This is a genomic window from Afipia felis ATCC 53690, from assembly GCF_000314735.2.
Classification (GTDB): Bacteria; Pseudomonadota; Alphaproteobacteria; order Rhizobiales; family Xanthobacteraceae; genus Afipia; species Afipia felis.
Genome location: NZ_KB375270.1, coordinates 21,362 through 42,254 on the forward strand (window position 1 = coordinate 21,362; position 20,893 = coordinate 42,254).

Annotated in this window: 21 protein-coding genes; 12 read left to right on the plus strand and 9 right to left on the minus strand. The window is 61.2% G+C overall.

Going from position 1 to position 20,893, the window contains the following annotated elements; genetic code table 11:
• The first annotated feature begins 48 nt into the window (after positions 1-48).
• From metK to HMPREF9697_RS00115, 4 genes are all read left to right on the plus strand, one after another.
• Positions 49-1,239, plus strand: coding sequence for a methionine adenosyltransferase (gene metK / locus HMPREF9697_RS00100; protein WP_002715096.1), 1,191 nt, complete (start codon positions 49-51; stop codon positions 1,237-1,239).
• A gap of 124 nt (positions 1,240-1,363) precedes the next feature.
• On the plus strand, positions 1,364-2,776 hold the full coding sequence (gene ahcY, locus HMPREF9697_RS00105) for an adenosylhomocysteinase (RefSeq protein ID WP_002715097.1): 1,413 nt from the start codon (positions 1,364-1,366) through the stop codon (positions 2,774-2,776).
• Positions 2,777-3,059: 283 nt separating this feature from the next.
• Positions 3,060-3,269, plus strand: a complete 210-nt coding sequence (locus HMPREF9697_RS00110; RefSeq protein ID WP_002715098.1) for a cold-shock protein — start codon at positions 3,060-3,062, stop codon at positions 3,267-3,269.
• Between the two features lie 256 nt (positions 3,270-3,525).
• Positions 3,526-4,245, plus strand: a complete 720-nt coding sequence (locus HMPREF9697_RS00115; protein WP_002715099.1) for a DUF899 family protein — start codon at positions 3,526-3,528, stop codon at positions 4,243-4,245.
• A gap of 15 nt (positions 4,246-4,260) precedes the next feature.
• Here the strand turns inward: HMPREF9697_RS00115 and HMPREF9697_RS20755 are convergent, their stop codons facing one another.
• The gene (locus tag HMPREF9697_RS20755) at positions 4,261-5,556 is read right to left on the minus strand and encodes a hypothetical protein (protein ID WP_002715100.1); all 1,296 of its coding nucleotides are present in this window, start codon (positions 5,554-5,556) and stop codon (positions 4,261-4,263) included.
• Between the two features lie 82 nt (positions 5,557-5,638).
• On the minus strand, positions 5,639-5,956 hold the full coding sequence (locus HMPREF9697_RS20760; protein WP_147293874.1) for a hypothetical protein: 318 nt from the start codon (positions 5,954-5,956) through the stop codon (positions 5,639-5,641).
• Between the two features lie 453 nt (positions 5,957-6,409).
• On the opposite strand from HMPREF9697_RS20760, the gene HMPREF9697_RS00120 reads away from it, so the two are divergent.
• The 3 genes from HMPREF9697_RS00120 to HMPREF9697_RS00130 all read left to right on the plus strand — a co-directional run bounded on the left by HMPREF9697_RS00120 (position 6,410) and on the right by HMPREF9697_RS00130 (position 7,622).
• A complete protein-coding gene (locus HMPREF9697_RS00120; protein ID WP_002715101.1) occupies positions 6,410-6,856 on the plus strand; it encodes a DMT family transporter in 447 nt (148 codons plus the stop codon).
• 13 nt (positions 6,857-6,869) lie between these two features.
• Entirely contained in the window at positions 6,870-7,322 is a 453-nt protein-coding gene (locus HMPREF9697_RS00125; protein WP_002715102.1) for a cupin domain-containing protein, read from the plus strand.
• Positions 7,323-7,433: 111 nt separating this feature from the next.
• A complete protein-coding gene (locus HMPREF9697_RS00130; RefSeq protein ID WP_002715103.1) occupies positions 7,434-7,622 on the plus strand; it encodes a hypothetical protein in 189 nt (62 codons plus the stop codon).
• Between the two features lie 15 nt (positions 7,623-7,637).
• On the opposite strand, the gene HMPREF9697_RS00135 is transcribed toward HMPREF9697_RS00130, so the two are convergent.
• The 3 genes from HMPREF9697_RS00135 to galE all read right to left on the minus strand — a co-directional run bounded on the left by HMPREF9697_RS00135 (position 7,638) and on the right by galE (position 11,246).
• Positions 7,638-8,330 (minus strand): fumarylacetoacetate hydrolase family protein, encoded by a 693-nt coding sequence (locus HMPREF9697_RS00135; protein WP_002715104.1) that lies wholly within the window; start codon positions 8,328-8,330, stop codon positions 7,638-7,640.
• A gap of 18 nt (positions 8,331-8,348) precedes the next feature.
• A complete protein-coding gene (locus HMPREF9697_RS00140) occupies positions 8,349-10,151 on the minus strand; it encodes an ABC transporter ATP-binding protein (protein WP_040307749.1) in 1,803 nt (600 codons plus the stop codon).
• A gap of 81 nt (positions 10,152-10,232) precedes the next feature.
• Positions 10,233-11,246: a UDP-glucose 4-epimerase GalE gene (galE, locus tag HMPREF9697_RS00145; RefSeq protein ID WP_002715106.1), complete on the minus strand. Its 1,014-nt coding sequence runs from the start codon at positions 11,244-11,246 to the stop codon at positions 10,233-10,235.
• A 187-nt stretch (positions 11,247-11,433) separates the two neighbouring features.
• Here galE and waaC point away from each other — a divergent pair, with 187 nt between their 5' ends.
• Positions 11,434-12,393, plus strand: a complete 960-nt coding sequence (waaC, locus tag HMPREF9697_RS00150) for a lipopolysaccharide heptosyltransferase I (RefSeq protein WP_002715107.1) — start codon at positions 11,434-11,436, stop codon at positions 12,391-12,393.
• Here the strand turns inward: waaC and HMPREF9697_RS00155 are convergent, their stop codons facing one another.
• The 3 genes from HMPREF9697_RS00155 to waaF all read right to left on the minus strand — a co-directional run bounded on the left by HMPREF9697_RS00155 (position 12,394) and on the right by waaF (position 14,652).
• Positions 12,394-12,915, minus strand: a complete 522-nt coding sequence (locus HMPREF9697_RS00155) for a D-glycero-alpha-D-manno-heptose-1,7-bisphosphate 7-phosphatase (RefSeq protein ID WP_002715108.1) — start codon at positions 12,913-12,915, stop codon at positions 12,394-12,396.
• A complete protein-coding gene (locus tag HMPREF9697_RS00160; protein WP_002715109.1) occupies positions 12,912-13,505 on the minus strand; it encodes a D-sedoheptulose 7-phosphate isomerase in 594 nt (197 codons plus the stop codon). The genes HMPREF9697_RS00155 and HMPREF9697_RS00160 overlap by 4 nt, the downstream gene beginning before the upstream one ends.
• Positions 13,506-13,566: 61 nt before the next feature.
• On the minus strand, positions 13,567-14,652 hold the full coding sequence (gene waaF, locus HMPREF9697_RS00165) for a lipopolysaccharide heptosyltransferase II (RefSeq protein WP_002715110.1): 1,086 nt from the start codon (positions 14,650-14,652) through the stop codon (positions 13,567-13,569).
• A gap of 152 nt (positions 14,653-14,804) precedes the next feature.
• On the opposite strand from waaF, the gene rfaD reads away from it, so the two are divergent.
• Both rfaD and rfaE1 read left to right on the plus strand, forming a co-directional pair.
• A complete protein-coding gene (gene rfaD, locus HMPREF9697_RS00170) occupies positions 14,805-15,785 on the plus strand; it encodes an ADP-glyceromanno-heptose 6-epimerase (protein ID WP_002715111.1) in 981 nt (326 codons plus the stop codon).
• Positions 15,786-15,792: 7 nt separating this feature from the next.
• Complete coding sequence (rfaE1, locus tag HMPREF9697_RS00175) at positions 15,793-17,265, plus strand: D-glycero-beta-D-manno-heptose-7-phosphate kinase (protein WP_002715112.1); 1,473 nt, start codon at positions 15,793-15,795, stop codon at positions 17,263-17,265.
• Between the two features lie 12 nt (positions 17,266-17,277).
• Here rfaE1 and HMPREF9697_RS00180 read toward each other — a convergent pair whose 3' ends face one another.
• Positions 17,278-18,234 carry a lysylphosphatidylglycerol synthase transmembrane domain-containing protein gene (locus tag HMPREF9697_RS00180; RefSeq protein ID WP_002715113.1) on the minus strand — a complete coding sequence of 319 codons (957 nt, stop codon included), beginning with the start codon at positions 18,232-18,234 and terminating at the stop codon, positions 17,278-17,280.
• A gap of 147 nt (positions 18,235-18,381) precedes the next feature.
• Here HMPREF9697_RS00180 and HMPREF9697_RS00185 point away from each other — a divergent pair, with 147 nt between their 5' ends.
• Entirely contained in the window at positions 18,382-19,398 is a 1,017-nt protein-coding gene (locus HMPREF9697_RS00185; RefSeq protein WP_002715114.1) for an NAD-dependent epimerase, read from the plus strand.
• Between the two features lie 30 nt (positions 19,399-19,428).
• Complete coding sequence (locus HMPREF9697_RS00190; protein WP_002715115.1) at positions 19,429-20,838, plus strand: mannose-1-phosphate guanylyltransferase/mannose-6-phosphate isomerase; 1,410 nt, start codon at positions 19,429-19,431, stop codon at positions 20,836-20,838.
• Positions 20,839-20,893: the final 55 nt, after the last annotated feature.

The following is a 20,893-nucleotide window of genomic DNA, read 5'->3' on the forward strand; positions in this document are numbered from 1 at the left end:
CCCATGGAATTTTCCAAACAACCGCCAGTCAAATCGAAGGAAGACAAGATGCGTTCGTCCTATCTGTTCACCTCTGAATCCGTCTCCGAAGGCCATCCGGACAAGGTCTGCGACCGCATCTCGGACGAGATCGTCGATCTGTTCTTCCGCGAAGGTCCGAAGCAGGGCCTCGATCCGTGGCAGATCCGCGCCGCGTGCGAAACGCTCGCCACCACCAACAAGGTGGTGATCGCGGGCGAGACGCGCGGTCCGCTGTTGCCGAAGGAGCAGCTCGAGCAGGTCATCCGTAACGCGATCAAGGATATCGGCTACGAGCAGGACGGCTTCCACTGGAAAACCGCCGACATCGAAATCCTGCTGCACGAACAGTCTGCCGACATCGCGCAGGGCGTTGATGCGCAGCAGCCGACGAACCGCGAAGAGGGCGCTGGCGACCAGGGCATCATGTTCGGTTACGCCACCAACGAGACGCCGGAGCTGATGCCGGCGCCGCTGCACTACGCGCACAAGATCCTGCGCCTGATCGCCGAAGCGCGCCACGCCGGCACCGAGAAGGTGCTCGGCCCCGACTCCAAGAGCCAGGTCACCGTGCAGTACGAGAACGGCAAGCCGGTTGCGGTGCGCGAGATCGTTGTCTCGCACCAGCATCTCATCGAGGACATGACCTCGAAGCAGGTGCGCGAGCGCGTCGAGCCTTACATCCGCAAGGCGCTGCCGGAAGGCTGGATCAACGACAAGACGATCTGGCACATCAACCCGACCGGCAAGTTCTTCATCGGCGGTCCCGATGGTGACACTGGCCTCACCGGCCGCAAGATCATCGTCGATACCTACGGCGGCGCGGCCCCGCATGGCGGCGGCGCGTTCTCCGGCAAGGACTCCACCAAGGTAGATCGCTCGGCCGCTTACGCCGCGCGCTATCTCGCCAAGAACGTCGTCGCGGCAGGTCTCGCCGACAAGTGCACGCTGCAGTTGGCGTATGCGATCGGCGTCGCGCGTCCGCTGTCGATCTACATCGACACGCACGGCACCGGAAAGGTGTCGGAGGACAAGCTCGAGAAGGCGGTGGCGCAGTCGATGGACCTCACGCCGCGCGGCATCCGCAAGCACCTCGATCTCAACAAGCCGATCTACGCGCGCACCGCGGCCTACGGCCATTTCGGCCGCGCGCCGGACAAGGATGGCGGCTTCTCCTGGGAGAAGACCGACCTCGCCGAGGCGCTGAAGAAGGCGGTTTGATTTTCACGACGTCATTCCGGGATGCGGCGTAAGCCGCAGGCCCGGAATCCCGAACTTCCCAATTCCGGGTTCGCGCGCTGCGCTCACGCCCCGGAACGACATGACACAGACAGGAACACGCAACATGACCACCGCCAAGGATTACATCGTCGCGGACATCGGCCTGGCCGACTTCGGCCGCAAGGAATTGTCGCTCGCCGAAACCGAAATGCCGGGCCTGATGGCGACGCGCGAGGAATACGGCCCGAAGCAGCCGCTGAAGGGCGCGCGCATCGCGGGCTCGCTGCACATGACGATCCAGACCGGCGTTCTCATTGAGACGCTGAAGGCGCTCGGCGCCGACATCCGCTGGGTGTCGTGCAACATCTATTCGACGCAGGATCACGCTGCGGCCGCGATCGCTGCCGCTGGCATTCCGGTGTTCGCCGTGAAGGGCGAGACGCTGAAGGATTATTGGGACTACACCGCCAAGCTGTTCGACTGGCACGGCGGCGGCCATCCCAACATGATCCTCGACGACGGCGGCGACGCCACGATGTACGTCCACCTCGGCCTGCGCGCCGAGAACGGCGACACCGCGTTCCTCGACAAGCCGGGCTCCGAGGAAGAGGAAGTGTTCTTCGCGCTACTCAAGAAGCAGCTCAAGGAAAAGCCGAAGGGTTACTTCAAGGCGATCGCCGACAGCATCAAGGGCGTATCGGAAGAGACCACCACGGGCGTGCATCGTCTCTACGACATGCAGAAGGCCGGCACGCTGCTGTGGCCTGCGATCAACGTCAACGACTCGGTGACCAAGTCGAAGTTCGACAACCTCTATGGCTGCCGTGAATCGCTGGTCGACGGCATCCGCCGCGGCACTGACGTGATGATGTCGGGCAAGGTCGCGATGGTCGCGGGCTTCGGCGACGTCGGCAAGGGTTCGGCGGCATCGCTGCGTCAGGCCGGTTGCCGCGTTCTGGTCTCCGAGGTCGATCCGATCTGCGCGCTGCAGGCCTCGATGGAAGGCTATGAGGTCGTGACGATGGAAGACGCCGCACCGCGTGCCGACATCTTCGTGACCGCGACCGGCAACAAGGACATCATCACCATCGACCACATGCGCGCGATGAAGGATCGCGCCATCGTCTGCAACATCGGCCACTTCGACAACGAGATTCAGGTCGCGACCCTGAAGAACATGAAGTGGACCAACATCAAGCCGCAGGTCGACGAGATCACCTTCCCGGACGGCAAGCGCATGATCCTGTTGTCCGAAGGCCGCCTCGTGAACCTCGGCAACGCGATGGGCCATCCGTCCTTCGTGATGTCGGCGTCGTTCACCAACCAGACGCTGGCGCAGATCGAACTCTACGCCAACAACAAGGACGGCAAGTACAAGAAGGAAGTCTACGTGCTTCCGAAGTCGCTCGACGAGAAGGTCGCGCGCCTGCACCTCGCCAAGATCGGCGTGAAGCTCACCGAGCTGAAGAAGGACCAGGCCGACTACATCGGCGTGAAGGTGGAAGGCCCGTACAAGGCCGAGCACTACCGCTATTGATTTTCGCAGAGGCGAGAAGGAAAGCCCCGGAGCGATCCGGGGCTTTTTGTTTGTGCATCTGCTGGTCATAAGGTCTGCCGGAAGCGGCAATTCGCCTCCCAATGACCATAATTGAGCCCTTTGGCTTTGGCCCGGGCCGTGCTATGGACGCGCATATTCGATTGCTGGCCCTTCTTTTGTTAACGCGCCGCCAGGCTCCTTTCCCAAAGACGATGCTGAAATTGGATGCTTCACGCATGGTGCGTGAGCGCGCATTCGCGCGTCTATTGGAAAGATGAGACACATGGCTCAAGGTACAGTGAAGTGGTTTAACGCCCAGAAGGGCTTCGGATTTATCGCCCCGAACGACGGCGGCAACGATGTGTTCGTTCACATCAGCGCGGTCGAGCGTGCGGGCCTCAGCAATCTCGCCGAAGGGCAGAAGATTGAGTTCGAAGCCAAGACGGACAAGATGCGCGGCAAGACCAGCGCGGAAAACCTCCAGCTTCTCTAAGCAAATCATCGGCCGCCTGCTGTCATCCTGATGTGATGACGCGGGCGTACCATGCAGGGATTCAAAAGCGTCGTCACCGCGGATGTACCGGGATGCGCTTTTAGAGTTTCACGCCTCGTTTCACGGATGTACTGAAACGGACGTTCAGGGGCCTCGTCAGAAATGACGGGGCTTTTTGCTGTGCGGGCAGGGATGGCACAGGAACCCCGACCGCATGCGTACGTTTTCTCGCGGAATTGCCAATCGCGAGGGACCGATGGAACATCTGCAATATCCCAATGAGAGCGCGGAGTATCGCGCCGCGCGCAACGCGCTGCTGGACGAGGAGATCAAACTGCGCGCGCAGATCGAGAAGGTCGCCGCACAGCGCCGCGCGCTGCCGCCGGGCGGAGAACTCAAAGAGGATTATGTGTTCGAGCGCATCGGGCAAAACATCATGCCCGAGAAAGTGAAACTGTCCGAACTGTTCGGCGCGCACGACACGCTCATTCTCTACAGCTTCATGTACGGCCCGGAGCGGGCTTCACCATGTCCCGGCTGCACGCATCTGCTCGACGGCATCGATGGCGCCGCGCGGCATCTGTCGCAGCGAACGGCGTTTCATGTGGTGGCGAAATCGCCGATCGCGCGTCTTGCAGCATGGGCGCACCAGCGCGGCTGGGAGCACATGTCGCTGATCTCGACGGTGGGCAATTCCTATGACGCCGATTACTTCGGCGACACGTCAAAGTTCTCAAAGGGCATGCGCGCGCAGCACAAGGTGCCGGACGGTGAGAACTGGGACGAGACGATCTTCAACGTGTTCAAAAAAGAGGGCGGAAAAATCCGTCACTTCTGGGGATCGGAAATGGCCTTCGCACCAAGCGAGCCGGGCCAGCATCACCGCGCCGGCGACATGGCCGATCCGTTATGGAATCTGCTCGACATGACGCCGGAGGGAAGAGGGAAGGAGTGGTTTCCGAAGGTGGGGTATTGAAATTCGCCCGCGACATCATTTTGTTGAATGAATTATCAGTGGCCTAATTACGTTCCAAATTGCTTTCAGGTCCGATTTTCCAGGATGAAAATTCGCATTGTGAACATACTGATGCATCGAGTGGGCGGATACTATCGGCTTATCACTTTCGAATTTTCGAATAATGCTGCGGCCTTTTTGGTCAATAAACCCCCGATTTTGCATTGAATCTGCAATGGCTGAAACCTGTTGAGCGAAAGTATTGGCTCTGGGAAATGTAATTCCTTGTTCGCGTGCATAATGCGTAATCGCCAGATCGAGCAACACTCTCATTAGAACTGCGATGGCGTTGTCATGGGCGTCGAATTCCAAGTTAAATTGCAACTCGCGCCAAATCTGATCTGCTCGTTCGCAGGATGGGAGATTTACAAATGGATTGTCGTCGGCATGCGATATTAGATTTTTATCTCTAGGATTTCTTTTTCTGTGTTTTGGTGGTGTGTGCGATGGGCCTTCGTTTTCAGCAGGTGTTTGAATCTTTGCTGGGGCTCGATCTATCGCATGACCGTCCGTTTTTAGCTGATCGAGATATTTATGCTTTCCGGCATTATTCCATAAATCGCCTAAAACGATTTTTTTGTTAGACAAATCATTTGAAACCCGCTGAAGGGTTTTAAGATTGTCCTCTTTGTTGCCGAGATAGACAAGGCTGCCTCCTGAAAAAGATATGCCTGCTCTTTTTCGAATTGGCTCTGAACTCAGTAGGCGATCTAGGTTTGATCGAGGTACTTGAATATCTGCGCCAATCAGATTTTCCGCTTTCAAGACCTTCTCGATGGTCTCCGCCAAGCCAGCGCTTTCTTTGCCGGTCCGTTGTAGGAAGTTTGATTTTGCTTCTGGGTCCCATTGGCTTTGGCCGACGCCGTCTTGGCTCCCAGTGTGCCTGCGGTATAGGGTCTCTTCTATGATGTCCAAATCTGACTCTACTTCGCATTCGATCTTCGAAAATGCATTTCGCATTTCAGTTTGGTTATGGGATGCGAAGAAGTCTTTCCACTTCTCGCTCGGAGCTTTTGTGGGATCCAACAGAAGTTTTATGCAGCTTGTTCGCCGGTTGCCGTCATAAACAACGTACAAACCGCCTTCTTTCCTAACTAAAGGACGCTCGAAGAGTTTTTTTGTGGCGGCAAGATCGGAAGCTAGCGCGCGCATGTGTTGTTCGCGCTTTTCGAGTAACCATTGTATCGATGCTGCCTCATCGCGCAGCGATCCATGCCGATCATTGTCTCTATTGACGCTAAGATCAGAGACCAAAATTTCTTTGATTTCCATTTGTCAGCCAGAACCATCAAAATATGCCCAACTCTGGGTTGAGGTGCTGGATGCGTCAATAGTGCAGATGTTGAAGGCCGGATTAAATCTGCAATTTTGAGATCATATTTTTGGTGCTTAGTTCAGTCTCAATGGTTTTTCGCAATGCGGAAATTGCAGGCGTGGCGATCATCCCCGGCAGGTCTTTAAGCTTTTGCACTCGCCGTCGGCGTTTGACGAAAAAACGCCGAACATCCTTATCCCCGGTCGCCCAACCTCGCTTATGATGCGCCTGTCCTGCCCCATGATTGAGGGGCGTTTCGCGATCGTCACGATGCGCGGGGCGGGATGCGGTGGACGCCGCTCGCGCGAGACGAACGTGCGAGAAGCGTACGGCCCAAGTCGCGATATCCCGGCGCATCGCCTTGCGCCATGGGGCAGCGCCAAGGCTTTCTCCTCGTACAGAGGGAGGGCGGCGGCGTGTCAGTCCCCTCCAGCGGTGATGGACCGAAGGGCCGGTCACCGGGGGTTTTCGCGGAGCAAGCCGTTAAAACCATTGCGTGCGGAACGCCGGATGTTGCGGCGTGACCGTGGTGACTATGCTCGTGCGCTTGTTTCTCAATGCGCATGAGGCTGCGGATGCGTTCGCGCATCCGGCGTTCCGCGCGCCCTTGTTTGAGGGTGGGAATGCGAGAGGTTCAGACGCGCCCGCGTCTTTAATAACAGGGTGGCTGGCGCACACCCTCAACGCATGACCCCGAAAAGTGTGAAGCGGTTTTCGGATCAGGTCATGCGCAATAAAGCCAATTGGCTAAAAGCGATCTTCCCTCAAAGCTGCGATAATCCATTTCGAATCACAGGATGTTTTTCTGCCATGCCCACAACCATCTTCCTGTCCCTTCTCGCCGCGCTCGCGGGTGCTGCTGTCGTCACCCAGCAGATATTCAACGCCAATCTGCGCGGCGTCCTGAACTCTGCGCCGTGGGCGGGTTTGGTCAGCTATGCCGTCGGCACGCTGTGCATGATCGCGTTCATTCTCGCGACGCGGGATTCGGTGCCGTCACTCTCCATGGTGCGCGGTGCGCCATGGTATCTGTGGATCGGCGGGGCGCTGGGCGCGGTCTTCATCGCGCTTGCGATCTTTCTGGTGCCGAGGCTGGGGGCAGCGGCGTTCATCGCGTTGCTGGTCGCCGGGCAGATGCTGGCCTCGATGGCCTTCGACCATTTCGGTGCGTTCGGGCTGGAGAAGCAGGCCGCCAGCCCGGTCCGGCTGTTCGGCGCGGCCTTGCTGATCGCGGGCGTTGTGCTGATCCGCCGATGAAGAGGAATTGTCGATGATACGCTTTGCAACATTCGCTGTCCTTGCCGCCGTCGTGCTGGGCGGCACGCCGCTTCATGCCGAAAGCCAGCCCGCGCAAACGGAGACGGCAAAGCCCGTTATCGTCCGTCCAGTGATGTCGGCCGTGACGACATCGAGCGGCCAGCCGATCGTGCTGCCGCAAAAGGATGCGCAGGTCGTCGTCTCCACTTACGAGATCGCGCCCGGCGCGGTGCTGCCGGTGCACAAGCATCCGTTCCCGCGCTATGCCTATGTGCAGGCGGGCAGCCTGCGCGTCACCAACAACGACACCGGCAAGAGCGAGGATTTCAAGCCCGGCGATTTCATCGTCGAGGCGGTCGGCCAATGGCACTTCGGCACCAACACCGGCAAGGACGCCGTGAAGCTGCTGGTCATCGACATGGTGGAAAAGGGCAAGCCGAACACCATTTTGCACGGCGCCCATTAAGGCCGAGGCAGTCGAAAAAGCCCCGTCAGCTCTGCATTTTGCTGCGGACGCACATGGAACTGCGGGTGTAGCATCGCATTGTTATCACAGCCCCTGTAGGAGTGCTGAGCGATGCGGATCGAACCGTTCCGGGATCCTCGCGAAAGCGATCAGGGCTGGCGTGCCAAACGCCTCGTCGATATCGGTAGCATCCTTGCGCTGCTCGCCGTCATCCTGGCGGGTTATTACTACTTCACCCAGCCTGAAACCGCCCCGACACAAACATCCTTCATCGTGCCGAGCCAGCACGTGCACTGGTAAGAGTGCCGCGTTGCCTCAGGCGATATTGATCGACAGCGGCTCCAGCCCGTCGACGCCGCATTCGATGCGGTCGCCCGGTGCCAGCGCGGAGACGCCCTTCGGCGTGCCGGTCATGATGATGTCGCCCGCGCCGAGCGTCACCTGCAGCGACAGCCGCGCGATGATTTCCGGCACGTTCCAGATCATCTGCTCGAGGTCGCCGATCTGGCGCTCCTTGCCGTTGACGTTGAGCCAGATCTTGCCCTTCGCCGGGTGACCGATTTCGGACGCTGCACGCAAGGGCCCGCACGGCGCGGAGTTGTCGAACGACTTGCCGATCTCCCAGGGCTGCTCCTTCTTGCGCGAGGCCATCTGCAGGTCGCGGCGGGTCATGTCGATGGAAACGCCATAGCCGTAGACGTGTTCGAGCGCCTTTTCGGGCGCGATGTTCGCACCGCCGGATTTCAGCGCGACGATCATCTCGACCTCGTGCTGGCAATCCTTGGTGAGGCCGGGGAAGGGGATGGTCGCGCCGCTCGGCACGATCATGTCGGCATGCTTGGCGAAGAAGAACGGCGGCTGCCGCTCGTCGTTGCCGAGTTCGCGGATGTGCTCGAGAAAATTGCGCCCGACGCACCAGATCCGCCGCACCGGAAATTTCTTCGCCGTGCCGGCGACCGGCAGCATGGGATAGTCAAGCGCGGGGATCACGGTTTCTGGCAGGCTCATGGGGTGCTCTCGGAAAATCTAGGCGTTGGCGGCAAGCGGGGTGACGTTGTGTTCCTCGCGCTGCTGCAGGCGGAAGAAGGAGGCGTAGCGCCCGCCCGCGCGCAGCAGTTCGTCATGCTGGCCGGTTTCGACGATCTCGCCGTTCTCGATCACCAGAATGCGGTCGGCATGCATGATCGTGTGCAGGCGGTGCGCGATGACGATGGTGGTGCGGTCCTGGCACAGATGGCCGAGGGCTTCCTGCACGTATTTCTCCGATTCCGAATCCAGCGCGGCGGTAGCCTCGTCCAGCAGAATGATCGGTGCGTTCTTGATGAGTGCCCGCGCGATGGCGATACGCTGGCGCTGGCCGCCGGACAATTGCGTGCCATGCTCGCCGACCGGCGTGTCGTAGCCTTGCGGGAAGCTCATGATGAAATCGTGCGCGAAAGCGGCCTTCGCGGCGGCGACGATCTCCTCCTCGGTCGCACCGATGCGGCCGAAGGCGATGTTGTCGCGGACGGTCGCGCGGAACAGATAGACGTCCTGTCCCACATAGGCGGTCTGCTGGCGCAGCGAGGTGCGCGAGCAGTCGGAGACGATCTGGTTGTCGATCACGACGGCGCCGCGATCCACTTCATAAAGCCGCAGCAGAAGCGCCAGAACCGTGGACTTACCGCCGCCTGAGGGGCCGACCAGTGCGGTCGTCTGGCCGGGCTCGGCGACGAGGTTCATCCGCCTCAGTACCGGCTCGTCTTCGCGATAGGAGAACGAGACGTCGCGCAACTCGACGCGGCCTTCGCCGATTCGCAGCGCCGGCTTGTCGTCATCGCTTGGCTCGGAAGCAGGGCTGTCGACGATCTCGAGCAGCTTGCGCGCGCCGATCAGAAGGCCATTGAGGTCGATGTTGAGGCGGGCGAGGCGCTTGGCGGGCTCATAGGCCAGCAGGAAGGCGGTGATGAAGGAGACGAACTGGCCGGGCGCGGCATTTGTCGCGATCACGCGGTAGCCGCCATACATCAGCGCGCTGGCGATGGCGATGCCGCCCAGCATCTCCATCAGCGGGCCGGAGCGGTTGGAAACGCGCGCCATCTTGTTGGAGTAGGCTTCGACGTCCGCGATGCTCTTGTTGATGCGGGCCTGCATCACCTCTTCGAGCGTGAAGGCTTTCACGGTGCGAATGCCCTGCAGCGATTCCTGCACCGTCTCCATGATGTTCGTGGTGCCGGTGAACTGGTCGTGGGCGAGATGGCGGATGCGCTTGACGAGCTTACGGATGAACAGGAACGCGGGCGGCGCGACCACGAAGCTCAGGAGCGACATCAGTGGGTCCTGAACGACCATCACCACCAGCAGGCCGATCAGCGAGAGGAAGTCGCGACCGAGCGAGGTGACGAGCAGTGCCAGCACCTGCGTAACGGCGGATGCGCCTGCCGAGAGGCGGGCGAGAAATTCGGAGGAATGGCGTTCCGAGTAGAATGTCAGGTTCTCGCGCATCAGCTTGGCGAACAGCTTGCGCTGGTTGTTGGCGAGGATGGCGTTGCTGATCCGCGACAGGATCACGGCCTGCCCGTAGGTTGCCGCCCCCTTGATCGTGAACAGCGCGATGATGATCCCGGACAGGGTGACGATGCCCGAGATGCTGCGGTTGACATAGGCCTGGTTGATGACCTGACCGAGCAGATAGGCGGAGCCCGCGGTTGCGCCTGCGGAAAGCCCCATCAGGCAGAAGGCAACCGCATAGCGGTGCCAATAAGCGAGGCCCTGCTCGGCAACCAGCCGCTTGATCAGCTCGGCTGCGCCATAGGGGTCATCGGTGATCTTGCGGGGAACCTGGGTCATTCCCGTGCCGCGCTGCAATGAAACATGCGCCTCATTGCCCGCTATGGCGGGTGTTTTCAAGACAAAACACGGTTTTGAGGGTCAGGCCGGAACCGCATCCTGCCGGGTGGCGAGGCGCTCCTGGAGCAGCTTTTCCTCCCAGGCGAGGGCATGGGTAGCGATGGTGTCCAGGTCGTCGTAGCGGGGCGTCCAGTCGAGCGTCTGTCCAATTCGGGTCGTGTCGGCGATCATGGTCATGATGTCGCCGGGCCGGCGCGGACTCATCTGGACTGCGAAATTGCGGCCGGCGACGCGGCGGACCGCTTCGATCGTTTCCAGCACGGAATAACCGCGGCCATATCCACAGTTCAGCGTCACCGATGCGCCGCCCTGATTGAGATAGGACAGCGCGGACAGATGTGCCTGTGCGAGATCGGTGACATGGATGAAATCGCGGATGCAGCTTCCGTCCGGCGTCGGATAATCGGTGCCGAACACGTCGATCTTGGCGCGCTGGCCGGTGGCTGCTTCGACCGCGATCTTGAGAAGATGCGTCGCGCCCACGGTCTGCAAACCGATGCGTGCCTGCGGATCGGCGCCCGCCACGTTGAAATAGCGCAGCACGACATAATTCAGGCTATGCGCGGTCGCGACGTCGTGGAGCATGATCTCCGTCATCAGCTTTGAGGAGCCGTAGGGAGACAGCGGCCGCGTCGGCGCGATCTCCGGCACCGGTACCTGATCGGGGTTGCCGTAGACGGCGGCGGTTGAGGAGAAGATAAAGTTCTGCACACGACCCTTGATCGCGGCATTAAGCAGGTTGCGCGTGGTCATGGTGTTGTTGCGGTAGTAGGCGAGCGGATCGCGCATCGAATCCGGCACCACAACAGAGCCCGCGAAATGGATGATCGAAGTGATGCCATGGGCGGCGATCACGCCTTCGACGAGATTTTCGTCGGCTGCGTCGCCGATGAACAGTGGCACGCCTTCCGGCAGCGCTGTCGAGAAGCCGGTGGAGAGGTTGTCGATGACGACTACGTTCGCGCCGGATTCCACCAGGGCGAGAACGGTGTGGCTGCCGATGTAGCCGGCGCCGCCTGTGACGAGAACGGTCATAAGCGCTTCCATTATTCGTTGGCCGCTCGCGGCGGCAGCCTTCTGTCGACACCCATGGTGTCGCGCAAGCAAGGAATGGAAGTCTTAAACCTGCGGCTTTCGTGGCCGATTTCGTGGCTTTTCCGCCGGGAAACTGCTTTATGGTTTCCAAACCGTAAGACTATTTCTCCAAACTCGCGCCCGTTCAATGACAACCGTTCTTGTTGTGAAAACCTCCTCGCTGGGCGACGTCGTGCACCAGATGCCAGCCATGACGGACGCGCGGCGGAACCGTCCCAATGTGAGACTTGTGTGGGTCGTGGAGGAAGCCTTCGCGCCGCTCGCGCGATTGCATCGCGGCGTGGCCGATGTGATTCCCGTTGCGACACGGCGCTGGCGTTCGCAGCTTTTGTCGTCCGCGACGTGGGAGGAGGTCGGCGATTTCAGAATGCGGTTGCGTGATGCCGGGCCGGAAGCGGTCATCGATACACAGGGCTTGCTTCGTTCTGCGCTGATCGCGCGCGCGACTCCCGGCAAGCGTCACGGCTACGACTGGTCCAGTATTCGCGAGCCACTGGCGTCACTGTTCTATGACGTGAAGCACAGCGTGTCGCGTGCGCAGCATGCGGTCGTGCGCAACCGTGCGCTCACGGGTTTAAGTCTCGGCTATACGCCGGACGGCGCGCCCGATTACGGTCTCGTGCGGCCGCCTGCGGCAGAGGGGGCGCGTTATGCGGTGCTGCTGCACGGCACCTCGAAGGCCACGAAGGAATGGCGTGAGAGCGAGTGGATCGGTCTCGGCAAATGGCTGCACCAGCAGGGGTTGGAAGTGGTGCTGCCATGGGGCTCGGAGCGAGAACGGCTGCGATGCCAGCGTCTGGCGGGCGGCATTCCCGGCAGCCGTATTCTCGACCGGCAGCCGCTCGATGCGACGGCGAAGGTGATCGCCAATGCCGCGCTGGTCGTCGGCGTGGATACGGGGCTGCTGCATCTCGCCGCCGCCTATGGCGTGCCGTTGCTCGCGGTGTTTCTGGCGACCGATCCCGGTTTGACGGGACCTGTCGGCAGCGGGCCGATCGTCATTCTGGGCGGCAAGGGCGCACAGCCTGCGTTCGGCGAGGCGATCAGGGCGGTGGAGAGCAACGGGCTTTTGCCGGTGCAGGCCTAACTACTGTTGCGCGAGAATGTTTGCGACAAACGCATCGATGTCGCCGCCTTCGAACAGATAGCCCGCGATGTTGGCGGCGCGCGCTGCCTCAAGATCGCTATCCTTGTCACCGATCACAAAACTGCGCTCGGCGTCGACCGGCCAATGCACGATCAGGTCGTGGATCATGCCAGGCTTCGGCTTGCGCCAGGGATGGTCGCCACAGAATTCAGGAACGCTGCCGTCGATGTGATAAGGACAGTAGCGGATGTCGTCGATGCGCGCGCCCTCGCGCGACAATTCCTCGATCATCCATTGGTGAAGCGCGCGGACATCTTCTTCGGTGAAAAGACCACGTGCCACGCCGGACTGGTTGGTGATAACGAAGACGAGATAACCAGCTTCGTTAAGACGGTGGATCGCGGCGGCGACGTTCGGCATCCAGCGCACGCGTTCGCGCGTGCCGATATAGCCGTCGTCGTGATTGAGAACGCCGTCGCGATCGAGAAACGCCGCCGGACGAAGCTCGGCCGTGTCGCTCATGCCTTGCCGGGCTCGTTCATCACCGCGCGCTCGACGTCGTCGCAGATCGCATGCGCGGCGACCATGTGGATCTGCTGGATTACCGGTGTGTCGTCGCTCGGTGCGATGAGCAGGTGATCGCAGAGCGAGCGCATGCTCTCGCCCTTGGTGCCGGTGAAGCCCACGGTAATGACGCCAAGTTCGCGCGCGACCTGAAGCGCTGCAAGAATGTTCGGCGAGCGGCCCGAGGTGGTGATCGCGATCAGCACGTCACCCGCGCGCGCCAGTCCTTGCACCTGTCGCGAGAACATCTGTTCGATGCCATAATCGTTGCCGATGGCAGTGAGTGCCGAGGTGTCGGTGGTGAGCGCGATGGCGGCCCACGCCGGGCGTTCTTTCTTGTAGCGGCCGACGATCTCGGCGGCGATGTGCTGGGCGTCGGCGGCGCTGCCGCCATTGCCGATCAGGAGCAGCTTGTTGCCGTTGCACAAGGCATTGGTGATGGCATCGGCGATGGCTTTGACGGTGGCCTGCAATTCCTCGCTTTGCGCGGCGCGCGTCAGCCCTGCGAGCGAGTTCTGGAAGTGATCTGCAATCGGATTCTGGCTCACGGGTCACCCTGATCGGAAAAGGCTGGCGAACGTATATCGTAATGGCGGGACGAAAGGGCGCTTAAGTTGATACCGGCACGGGCCGGTTCTGTGTTTTCTCGGCGATCACCTCGAGCGCCGTGTCCACCACCTCGTTTGTGGTGATGTCGCGCATGCAGTGATGATCGTAGGCTGTGCAGATCGGCTTGTGGCAGGGCTGGCAGGGCAGATTGGTCGCACGCTTCATGGTAGCAGCGAGCCCGTTCAGGGGCGCCCAGTGGTAGGGACTGGTCGGCCCGAAAATGCCAATCGAAGGCGTGCCGATCGCGCCCGCGACATGCAGCAGGCCGGAATCGTTGGAGATCACCTCCGTCGCCGCCGCCAGCGCGAGGATGCCGTTGCGCAAATCGGTGCCGGTGAGGTCGCGCACGCGGGGTCCTCCCGCGGCGGCGATCTCGGTGGCTTGCTGCTTCTCGCCGGGGCCACCGACGACCCAGATGTCAAAGCCACGATCCGCAAGCTGCTGTGCGGCTTCCTCGTAATAAGTCCAGCGCTTGGAGGGGCCGACCGCGCCCGGCGCGAGCGCAATGGCAGGGCCTTCGCCGAGGCCGTTCTTCGCGCGCCATGCGGCAATCTCGGCTTTCGGCACTTCGAGCTGCGGCATAGGCCAATCGCGTGCCTCGTGCACGGCCCCGGCGGGAAGAACAAGCGCCGCCATCTTGTCCACCATGCGCGGCAGGGCGCGTTCACCCCAGCGCAGGTCGGTGACGACGCCGAACCGCGCTTCGCCGATGAAGCCGATGCGCTCCGGGATGCCGGCCAGCGTCGGGGCCAGCGCCGATTTCCAAGTCCGCGGCATCATCAGCGCGGTCTTGTAATCCTGCTGACGGAGGACCGCGGCCAACTCCTTCTGCTTGTCCAACGCAATGCGGCCGCGCGGCAGGTCGTAGACGATGGCCTGCCGGACGCCCGGCATGTAGTCCGCCAACGGCGCACACAGGGTCGTGCTGAGGAGATCGACCGGCCGGTTGGGCCAGCGTTCCTTCAGAAGACGGACGGCCGAATGCCCGCGGACGAAATCGCCGATCCACATATAGGGGACGATCAGAACGGGGTCGGTCCGGGTCGGGTCCGGGCGGTTGTTGCCTATGGTTGAATTTTGATTCATTCTTCGGATGAGAAGCCTGCCAAAGATAGGGCAATCGGGGTATCGCTTTCCCGAAAGGCCGTCTAGAAGCGTTTTGGGCCGGTTCGGGGAAGACCGGCCGATTGGATGGAATGGCGAGGCCGAAAGGTCGCGGCCGGGAATAGGGTATCTCGATGTTTCTGGTGACCGGGGGCGCAGGGTTTATCGGCTCCAACATTGTCGCGGCCTTGAACGATGCCGGTCATGCGGACGTCGTGGTGTCTGACCATCTCGGCAGCGAAGGCAAATGGCGGAACCTCGCCAAGCGGCAGCTGGCCGACATCGTGCCGCCCGAGGAGTTGATGGCGTGGCTGCGCGGGCGCAGGCTCGCCGGAGTCATCCACATGGGCGCGATTTCCGCGACCACCGCGACCGATGGCGATCATGTGTTCGAGACCAATTATCGCCTTTCGATGCGGCTGCTCGACTGGTGCACGGCCAACCCGACGCCTTTCATCTATGCTTCGTCGGCTGCAACCTATGGCGACGGCGAGCAGGGTTTCCGCGACGACAACAGCCTTGAGGCGCTGAAGGCGCTACGGCCGATGAATCTCTACGGCTGGAGCAAGTACCTGTTCGACGTTGCGGTGGCGACGCGGGTGGCGAAAGGCGAGAAACTGCCACCGCAATGGGCGGGCTTGAAGTTTTTCAACGTGTTCGGCCCGAACGAATACCACAAGGGCGCGATGATGAGCGTCCTGACGAAGACCTTCGACGACATCAAGGCGGGCAAGACCATCCGGCTGTTCAAGTCGCATCGGGACGGCATTGCCGACGGCGACCAGCGGCGTGATTTCATCTACGTCGATGACGTGCTGCGGGTCATCATGTGGCTGGTGCAAAGCCCGAATGTGAATGGCATCTTCAATGTCGGCACCAGCCATGCGCGCAGCTTCCGTGATTTGATCGTGTCGGCCTATGCAGCGCTCGGCGCGAAAGAGAATATCGAATATGTCGACATGCCCGAACAGATCCGTAACAGCTACCAGTATTTTACCGAGGCCGACGGCGAGCATCTGTGCCGCGCCGGATACAACGGCGGCTTCACGCCGCTTGAGGATTCGGTTGCCTCTTATGTGAAGAATTTTCTCGATCGTCCGGATCGCTATCGTTGAGTGACGCATGATTGATTTCGATACCCTGTCGGAGCGGATGTCGCGCCAGACCGTGCTGTGCATCGGCGATCTGATGCTGGACGAGTTCGTCTATGGCGAGGTCTCGCGTGTCTCGCCCGAAGCGCCGGCACCGGTGATCGCGGCACAGCGCAGCGAACTCAATGTCGGGGGCGCGGGCAATGTCGCGCGCAACATCGCCGCTCTTGGCGGACGCTGCATCTTCATTGGTCTGATCGGCGAGGATGCTGCCGGTGCGACGCTGACAACCGAACTGGCGAAGGATACATTGATCGAGACGCATCTCGTCGTCGATCCATCGCGGCCGACCACGCGCAAGGTCCGTTTTGTTTCAGAGCATTACGCTACGCACATGCTGCGAGCGGACTGGGAGGTGGCGCAGGCCGCGTCGCCCCAGACCGAGGCGAAGCTGATCGTGGCGATCAAGGATGCGCTGCCTCGCGCGGACATCGTGCTGCTGTCCGACTATGCCAAGGGCGTGCTGACCCATCGCGTGATCCGCGAGACGATCGATACGGCGCGGCAGATGGGCAAGCGCACCATCGTCGATCCGAAGAATTTGAATTTCGCGGTCTATCACGGCGCTTCGATCCTGACGCCGAACCGCAAGGAGTTCACCGAGGCGACCCGCAGCCGTGCACGCACGCCGGAGGAGATCGGCACTGCCGCGCGCGACGCCATAGAGATCGCCGGGTGCGACGCTATGCTCGTGACGCAAAGCGAGAACGGCATGACGCTGGTGGCGAAGAACGGCGACGTGCTGCATGTGCCGGCCTATCCGGTTAAGGTGCGCGACGTCTCCGGCGCGGGCGATACCGTGGCGGCGACGCTCGCGCTCGCGCTGGCGAGCGATGCGGCGGAAGAAGATGCGGTGCGGGCAGCTTCGGCAGCGGCGGCGGTTGCCGTCGGCAAGCGCGGCACCGCGAGCGTCACGCAGGCCGAGTTGCGCAAGAAGATTTTGCCGCATGCATCGCTGACGATGGAAGAAAAGATCGTGTCCGACTGGAAGACGATCGATGAGCGTCTGGATGACTGGCGCCGCGAGGGTCTGCGGATCGGCTTCACCAATGGCTGTTTCGACATTCTGCACCCAGGCCATGTCAGGGTGCTGACTCAGGCCCGCGCCACTTGCGACAGGCTGGTGGTCGGCCTCAACAGCGATGCCTCGGTGCGGCGGTTGAAGGGGGAAACCCGCCCGGTGCAGACCGAACTGGCGCGCGCCGAGGTGCTGGCCGCGCTGGAGGCGGTCGATCTTGTCGCCATTTTCGAGGAAGACACGCCGCTCGATCTGATCCGTCAGGTCAAGCCGAGCGTGCTGGTGAAGGGTGGCGACTACACGCGCGAACAGGTAGTCGGACACGAGTTCGTCACCGCGCATGGGGGCGAGGTCGTGCTGATCGACATTTTGCCCGGCCACAGTACGACGTCGCTCGTGAACCGGGCGCGAAGCAATCAGGGCTGAGAGACGATCACCTTAATCGATCCGTGGTACGATCGCCGCCGCCTTGTCCCGCTTTTCCGGGCTCGACACCCAGATCAGTCCGCCCATCGCGCCGACGATGAAGGATACGACGCCGAACAGGATCGACACCACGGTGCCTTCGCTCGTCATCAATCCGGCATAACCGAACGCGATTGTCATCGAAGCTTCACGCACGCCCCATCCCGCGATCGAGATCGGCAGCATGGTGATGAGCATGATCGGCGGGATCAGCAGGAAGACCTGCCAGAACGACACCGATGCATGGATCGCCATCGCGCAGCACCAGGCGGTGACCACGGCAAGGACGTGAATCGCCAGCGACAGCACGGCCACTCTCGGGCCGGAGCGCAGGTTGAACAGCACCTTGTTGGCGATCTCGCCGCAGGCATGGACATGGCGCAGGGGCCACCAGCGCTTCAACCAGGCCCATGAAAGGCTTCCGACCAGAAGAAAACCTAGACTGGCCGCGAGTGCCGCCACGCCGATGACGACGAGCGCGATCTGTCCTTTAGGTCGCGTGATGAGCGGATAGCTCCACGGCAGGCTGCCGACGATAATGATCGCGAGTGCGACGAGGCCGATGGCACGGTCCACCAGCACCGAGTAGGTCGCCTCGCGCCAGCCCGAGATGCGGCCGACCAGCCAGAGCCGCATGGCGTCGCCGCCGATGGAGGAGGGTAGCGTCTGGTTGAAGAAAGTGCCGATCATGTTGAACTTGATCGCGCGGGCGTTATCCAGCGGCTTGCCACAATGCTCCGTCACCTCGCGCCAGCGGAAGGCGCTGATGACGACCTGCACCAGGGTGGCGAGAACAGCGAGCGCGAACCAGCCGAAGCTGAAATGGTCCAGATGCGCCCGCAGGGCATCGAAACGGATGCCGCGCAGCGACAGGTACAGCAGCCCGACCGACATCAGGATACGGATGACGAGGAAAAGAGCTGGGCGCATCGGGCCGGTCTATGCCGTGGGAGGAAAGCGTATCGTGAATTAGCACGCAGTACGGATATATTTTCGCTGCGTGGTATGGTTTTACACCGCAACTAGCAATAGGAAAGCCGTGAAGACGCCATCTTTTCCGTCAACCGTTTGAGATCAATGTCCAAGCAAACGATCCTCGTAACCGGTGCGGCCGGGTTCATCGGCTTCCATGTTTCGCAACGTCTGCTACAGGGCGGCCATCAGGTCGTCGGGCTCGACTGTGTGAACGATTATTACGACCCGAGCCTCAAGGAGGCCCGGCTCGCGATCCTGCGCAATGATCCGAACTTCTCCTTTGAAAAGATCGATCTGGCTGACCGGCCCGCGACCCGGGGCATATTCGAACGTCACCGTTTTCCGGTCGTGATCCACCTCGCCGCGCAGGCGGGGGTGCGTTACTCCATTGATCACCCGACGGCCTATATCGACGCCAATCTGCAGGGCTTCGCCAACGTGCTGGAAGGCTGCCGTCACAATGGCTGCGAGCATCTCCTGTTCGCGTCTTCGTCCTCGGTCTATGGCGCGAACACCAAGCTGCCGTTTTCCGTGCACGATAATGTCGATCACCCGATCAGTCTCTATGCCGCGAGCAAGAAGGCCAACGAGTTGATGGCGCATTCCTACAGCCATCTTTATGGATTGCCGACGACCGGCCTGCGCTTCTTCACCGTCTATGGCCCGTGGGGCCGTCCCGACATGGCGATGTTCCTGTTCGCGAAGGCGATCACGGAGAACAAGCCGATCCGCCTGTTCAACCACGGCGACATGATGCGGGACTTCACCTACATCGACGACGTCACGGAAGCGGTGGTGCGTCTTGCGCAACGTCCGGCCACGCCCAATGCATCCTGGGATGCGAAACGGCCCGATCCTGCGACGAGCCGAGCGCCATGGCGAATCTACAATATCGGCAACAACCAGCCCGAGAAGCTGATGGATCTCGTGCAGGTTCTCGAGAAGGAGCTCGGCCGCACCGCGCGCAAGGAATTGCTTCCGATGCAGGCGGGCGACGTCTACGCCACCTATGCCGATATAGACGATCTGCAGCGGGAGGTGGATTTCCATCCGTCCACGCCGCTGGCTGACGGTGTCGCGCGCTTTGTGGCATGGTATCGCGAATATCACCGAATTTGATCGCACGAGATTTCAGGAAAGCGGTTTTCGATGACGAAACGTATCGTTCCGTTGATCATGTGCGGCGGTGCCGGAACGCGGCTCTGGCCTGCGTCGCGCGAGAACAGGCCGAAGCAGTTTCTGTCGCTGTTCGGCAACCGTTCGACGTTTCAGGATACGCTCGTGCGGATCAGCGATGATGCGCTGTTCGACCGGCCGGTCGTTATCACCAATGCAGCCTATCGTTTCATGGTGCGTGAGCAGCTCGCGGAGATCGAACGCGATGCGGATATTTTGCTCGAACCCTGTCGCAGGGATTCCGGCCCCGCGATTGCGGCTGGTGCTGCCTTTGCCTCAGGCCGCGATCCGCGGGCCGTGGTGCTGGCACTTGCCGCAGACCATGTCGTGGGTGACGAAGTTGCTTTCGCCGAGGCTTGCCGTCAGGCGGTCGAGGTTGCGGCATCGGGCCGGATCGTGACGTTCGGCATCAAACCGGAACGTGCCGCAACCGAATATGGCTATATCCAGGTTGGCGACAAAATCGCCGGCGAGGTGTCGTCGGTTGCGAAGTTCGTCGAAAAGCCGGACGAGGTGACAGCGGCGGCTTATGTACGCGACGGCTTTCTCTGGAACAGCGGTAACTTCATGTTTGGCGCGCAGGCGTTGCTCGACGAATATGAGAAAACCGACGTTGCCAGTGTCGCGGCGGCCCGCGAGGCGGTGGAAAAAGCAGGTAACGATCTGGGTTTCGTTACGCTGCAGGAAGATGCCTTCGCGCGCGCGACGCCGATGTCGATCGACTATGCCGTGATGGAAAAGACCTCGCGTGCGGCGGTCATTCCCGTGTCATGCGGTTGGTCGGATGTCGGCTCGTGGCATGCGGTGTGGGAATTGTCACCGAAGGATGAGGACGGTAACGCGGCGCAGGGCACCGCTGTGTTCGAGGGCGCGCGGAATTGTAACGTCTCCTCCGACAAGACGCTGGTGGCGCTGGAGGGTGTCGACGATGTCGTGGTCGTGGCGACGCAGGACGCGGTGCTGGTGTCACGGCAGAAGGACCAGAGTGCGCTGAAGCGCCTTGTTGCAAAACTGAAGAAGGTGAGCCCGGAGGTGACGGAAGATCACCTCAAGGTGCATCGTCCGTGGGGATCGTACCAGTCGCTCGACACCGGTGAGCGGCATCAGGTGAAGCGGATTATCGTCAAGGCGGGTGGGCGGTTGTCGCTGCAGAAGCACCACCACCGCTCCGAGCACTGGATCGTGGTGCGCGGTGCAGCCAGAGTGACGGTCGACGACCTCGAGAAGATCGTCCACGAGAATGAGTCGGTCTACATCCCGATCGGCGCGACCCATCGACTTGAGAATCCGGGAAAAATCCCGCTGGAGCTGATCGAGGTCCAGACCGGAAGCTATCTCGGCGAGGACGACATCATCCGCATCGAGGACGACTACCGCCGCTAGGACCGGTTTTTGAAGCCCTCCAGGAGAAGCCGGGCGTGTCCCGGTTCTGACATTT

Excerpts from the sequence above, each read along its gene's own strand:
- HMPREF9697_RS20755 (WP_002715100.1), bottom strand. The coding sequence starts at position 5,556 with ATGGAAATCAAAGAAATTTTGGTCTCTGATCTTAGCGTCAATAGAGAC.
- HMPREF9697_RS00110 (WP_002715098.1), top strand. The coding sequence starts at position 3,060 with ATGGCTCAAGGTACAGTGAAGTGGTTTAACGCCCAGAAGGGCTTCGGA.
- HMPREF9697_RS00125 (WP_002715102.1), top strand. The coding sequence starts at position 6,870 with ATGATACGCTTTGCAACATTCGCTGTCCTTGCCGCCGTCGTGCTGGGC.
- HMPREF9697_RS00135 (WP_002715104.1), bottom strand. The coding sequence starts at position 8,330 with ATGAGCCTGCCAGAAACCGTGATCCCCGCGCTTGACTATCCCATGCTG.
- waaF (WP_002715110.1), bottom strand. The coding sequence starts at position 14,652 with ATGAATCAAAATTCAACCATAGGCAACAACCGCCCGGACCCGACCCGG.
- ahcY (WP_002715097.1), top strand. The coding sequence starts at position 1,364 with ATGACCACCGCCAAGGATTACATCGTCGCGGACATCGGCCTGGCCGAC.
- metK (WP_002715096.1), top strand. The coding sequence starts at position 49 with ATGCGTTCGTCCTATCTGTTCACCTCTGAATCCGTCTCCGAAGGCCAT.
- galE (WP_002715106.1), bottom strand. The coding sequence starts at position 11,246 with ATGACCGTTCTCGTCACAGGCGGCGCCGGCTACATCGGCAGCCACACC.
- HMPREF9697_RS00155 (WP_002715108.1), bottom strand. The coding sequence starts at position 12,915 with ATGAGCGACACGGCCGAGCTTCGTCCGGCGGCGTTTCTCGATCGCGAC.
- rfaD (WP_002715111.1), top strand. The coding sequence starts at position 14,805 with ATGTTTCTGGTGACCGGGGGCGCAGGGTTTATCGGCTCCAACATTGTC.
- HMPREF9697_RS00115 (WP_002715099.1), top strand. The coding sequence starts at position 3,526 with ATGGAACATCTGCAATATCCCAATGAGAGCGCGGAGTATCGCGCCGCG.
- rfaE1 (WP_002715112.1), top strand. The coding sequence starts at position 15,793 with ATGATTGATTTCGATACCCTGTCGGAGCGGATGTCGCGCCAGACCGTG.
- HMPREF9697_RS00185 (WP_002715114.1), top strand. The coding sequence starts at position 18,382 with ATGTCCAAGCAAACGATCCTCGTAACCGGTGCGGCCGGGTTCATCGGC.
- HMPREF9697_RS00120 (WP_002715101.1), top strand. The coding sequence starts at position 6,410 with ATGCCCACAACCATCTTCCTGTCCCTTCTCGCCGCGCTCGCGGGTGCT.
- waaC (WP_002715107.1), top strand. The coding sequence starts at position 11,434 with ATGACAACCGTTCTTGTTGTGAAAACCTCCTCGCTGGGCGACGTCGTG.
- HMPREF9697_RS20760 (WP_147293874.1), bottom strand. The coding sequence starts at position 5,956 with ATGCGCCGGGATATCGCGACTTGGGCCGTACGCTTCTCGCACGTTCGT.
- HMPREF9697_RS00130 (WP_002715103.1), top strand. The coding sequence starts at position 7,434 with ATGCGGATCGAACCGTTCCGGGATCCTCGCGAAAGCGATCAGGGCTGG.
- HMPREF9697_RS00180 (WP_002715113.1), bottom strand. The coding sequence starts at position 18,234 with ATGCGCCCAGCTCTTTTCCTCGTCATCCGTATCCTGATGTCGGTCGGG.
- HMPREF9697_RS00190 (WP_002715115.1), top strand. The coding sequence starts at position 19,429 with ATGACGAAACGTATCGTTCCGTTGATCATGTGCGGCGGTGCCGGAACG.
- HMPREF9697_RS00140 (WP_040307749.1), bottom strand. The coding sequence starts at position 10,151 with ATGACCCAGGTTCCCCGCAAGATCACCGATGACCCCTATGGCGCAGCC.